The organism is Kitasatospora sp. NPDC036755 (assembly GCF_040636595.1).
GTDB lineage: Bacteria > Actinomycetota > Actinomycetes > Streptomycetales > Streptomycetaceae > Kitasatospora.
Genome location: NZ_JBEZUT010000578.1, coordinates 1 through 3057 on the forward strand (window position 1 = coordinate 1; position 3057 = coordinate 3057).

Consider the following 3057-nt stretch of genomic DNA (forward strand, 5'->3'; position numbering starts at 1 on the left):
GATCGCCCCGGCCCCGCTGCCCACCGCCTGCACGTAGTGGTCGGGCAGCCGGCCGATGGTCTCGGCGGCCGCCAGCAGCGCGGTGCCCAGGCCGTCGCGCCGGGCCACGTTGCGGGTGCCGCCCTCGGCCTGGTGGCCGGGCCGGGCGGCGATCGCGTCGGCCAGCTCGATGGCGTCGGTGTAGTCGCCGGCCACCGCCACCACCCGGACGCAGTCGGCCCGTTCACCGCCGGCGGCGAGCACCGGCAGCGCCGTCTCCGGCACCACCAGCACGCACTCCACGCCCTGCCGGGAGCAGGCCCGCAGGAAGGCCGCGGCGGTGTTCCCGGCGGACGCGACCACCAGCACCGGCGGGCGCTCGGGCAGCCGGGCGAGGACCGCCTGCGCCTCCAGCTCCTTGAAGCTGCCGGTGGCGAGGGCCGCGCCGCGCTCCGGCCAGTAGCCGCTGAACGCGACCCACAGCTCGGTCAGGCCCAGTGCGCGGCCCAGCCGCTCGGCCCGGTAGGTGGCGCCGCCGCTGCCCCCGGCCGGGGGCCGGCCGGCGGTCGGCAGCCAGCAGCCGTAGCGGAACGGGCCGCTGCCCGGGCCGGGTGCGAAGCCGGTGGTGTACTCGGTGCTCAGCAGGCCCGGCCGGTGCGCCGCGGAGCAGTCCAGCCGCAGCCCGTCGTCCTGGTAGGTCTCCCGGCAGACCGGACATCGGAGCAGGTACGGGCGGCCCGCCGGGGGCGTGGGGCCGGTGGCCGGCCGGGCGGCCGGGAGGGAGGTGGCGGAGGTCATCGGGCTTCTCCGGTGAGGGTCGGGCGCTCGGCGCGGGCGCCCTCGGGGGACGCGCCGGCGAGCACCGGGCGCAGCGCTCCGTCGGAGCCGCGGTTGACGGCGTAGCGGGAGCGGTCCACCCGGACCGGTCCCGGCCGGCCCGCCGTGCCCGCCCGGTCCGCTCGGGGCGCGGCGTCCACCAGGACGGCCATCGCCGCCACCGTCGGCCGCTCGAACAGCCGGTGCAGGGGCAGCTCGGCCCCGAACTCGGCCCGGGCGCGCTCGGTGAAGCGGGCGAGCAGCAGCGAGTGCGCGCCCCGGTCGAACAGGTTCTCGTGCCGGCCGATCGGACCGGTCCCGAGCAGCTCGGCGAGCAGGGCCGCGATCCGCCGCTCGGTCGGACCGACCGGCTGTTCGGCCGCGCCCGAGGGCCCGGTGTCCGGGCCGGCGGCCTCCGGCGCGGGCAGCGCCCGCCGGTCGACCTTGCCGTTGGCGGTCAGCGGCAGCTCCTCCAGCGTCAGCAGCAGTGAGGGGACGGCGTAGCCGGGCAGGGTGCGCCGCAGCAGCTCGCGCAGTTCGGCGGGCGCCGGCAGGGCCGGCCGGTCGGCGCCGTGCCGCTCCAGGAAGGCGACCAGCCGGGCGCGGGCGCCCTCGCCGTCCACCACGACCGCTGCCCGGCGGACCGTCGGCAGCGCCTCCAGCGCGACCTCGATCTCGCCCAGCTCGATCCGGTGCCCGTGCAGCTTGACCTGGGTGTCGGCGCGGCCGACGAAGAGCAGCGCCCCGCCGGGCCCGCGCCGCACCAGGTCGCCGGTGCGGTAGAGGCGCGCGCCCGGCTCGGTGCCGAAGGGATCGGGCACGAAGCGCTCCGCGGTCAGGCCGGGCCGGCCGAGGTAGCCGTCGGCCAGGCCGTCGCCGCCGATCAGCAGCTCGCCGGTGACCCCGGCCGGCACCGGCTCCAGGGCCGGATCGACCAGGTGGAGGCGGGTGTTGGCGACGGGCGTGCCGAGCGGCAGCTCGCCGTCGGCGGCGGCGGTCAGCTCGCCGCGCGCCGACCAGACGGTGGTCTCGGTCGGGCCGTAGACCTGCCACAGCCGCGCGCCGCGGGCCAGCAGCTCGGCGGCCAGCTCGGCCGGAAGCCTCTCCCCGCCGCACAGGGCGGTCAGCCCGGGGGTGCCCGACCAGCCCGCGTCCAGCAGCAGCTGCCAGGTCACCGGGGTCGCCTGGAGGTGGGTGACCCCGCCGGCGTCCAGGCGGGCCCGCAGCCGCGAACCGTCGCCGGCCGTCTCCGCGTCCGCCAGGTGCACGGTGGCGCCGGTGGCCAGCGGCAGGAAGTACTCCAGCGCGGCGATGTCGAAGGCCGGAGTGGTGACGGAGAGCCAGCCGGACCCGGGGGCGGTCGCGAGGTCGCGCTCGAAGGAGGCCAGCAGGTTCGCCAGCGCCCGGTGCGGCACCACCACGCCCTTGGGGCGGCCGGTCGAGCCGGAGGTGTGCAGCACGTACGCCGCCGCGCGCGGGTCGAGGTCGGTGTCGGCCGTACGGCGGGCCTCGCCGATGGTGTCGGCCGCCAGCACCGTCCAGTCGCCGGCCGGCACCCGCTCGGCGGGCAGGTCGGTGATCAGCGCGGCCGCGGCGCCGTCGGCCAGGACCAGGGCCAGCCGCTCGGCCGGGTGCCCGGGGTCCAGCGGCAGGTAGGCGGCGCCGGACTTGAGCACCCCGAGCAGGGCGGCGAGCAGGCGCGGGGTGCGCGGCAGCAGGACGCCGACGGTCCGGCCGGGGCCGATGCCGAGGGCGCGCAGCCGCTCGGCGACGCCGTCGGCCAGCCGGTCCAGGGTGCCGTAGTCCAGCTGCTCGGCGCCCGCGGAACCGTTCCCGGGGCCCGCCGCGCGGACCGCGACCGCCAACGGGGTACGGGCGGCCCGGGCCTCGAAGCGGCGCACCACGCCGTCGGCGGGGTCGTAGTCGAGCGCCGTGTCGTTGCCCTCGGCGAGCAGCGTCCGCCGCTCGGCGGCGGTGAGCAGGGGCAGGGCCCCGACCGGCCGGGCCGGGTCGGCCGCGATCCCGGACAGCAGGGTGGCGAACTGCGCGGCGAAGCGCTCGGCGGTCACCGGCAGGTAGCGGTCGGTGTCGTAGCGGACGGAGCCGGCCAGGCTGTCCGCGGCCGCCCCGAGGGTCAGCTGGAGGTCGAACTGGCTGCCGCCGACGGCGCTCGCCTACGCCGACCTCGCCCGGTACGTGAGCAACAGCGGCGTCGGGCACGTCGTGACGGCCTTCGGCCCGCCCGACGGGTACCGCCTGGAG

General features: G+C 78.9%; 2 protein-coding genes. Both read right to left on the reverse strand.

Annotated elements, in window-relative coordinates; translation table 11 throughout:
- Positions 1–777: pyridoxal-phosphate dependent enzyme (locus AB0E96_RS40100; protein ID WP_359831645.1), on the reverse strand; the 777-nt coding region annotated here is incomplete at its 3' end.
- Positions 774–2864: a non-ribosomal peptide synthetase gene (locus AB0E96_RS40105; RefSeq protein WP_359831647.1), complete on the reverse strand. Its 2091-nt coding sequence runs from the start codon at positions 2862–2864 to the stop codon at positions 774–776. The genes AB0E96_RS40100 and AB0E96_RS40105, both read right to left, overlap by 4 nt.
- Positions 2865–3057: the final 193 nt, after the last annotated feature.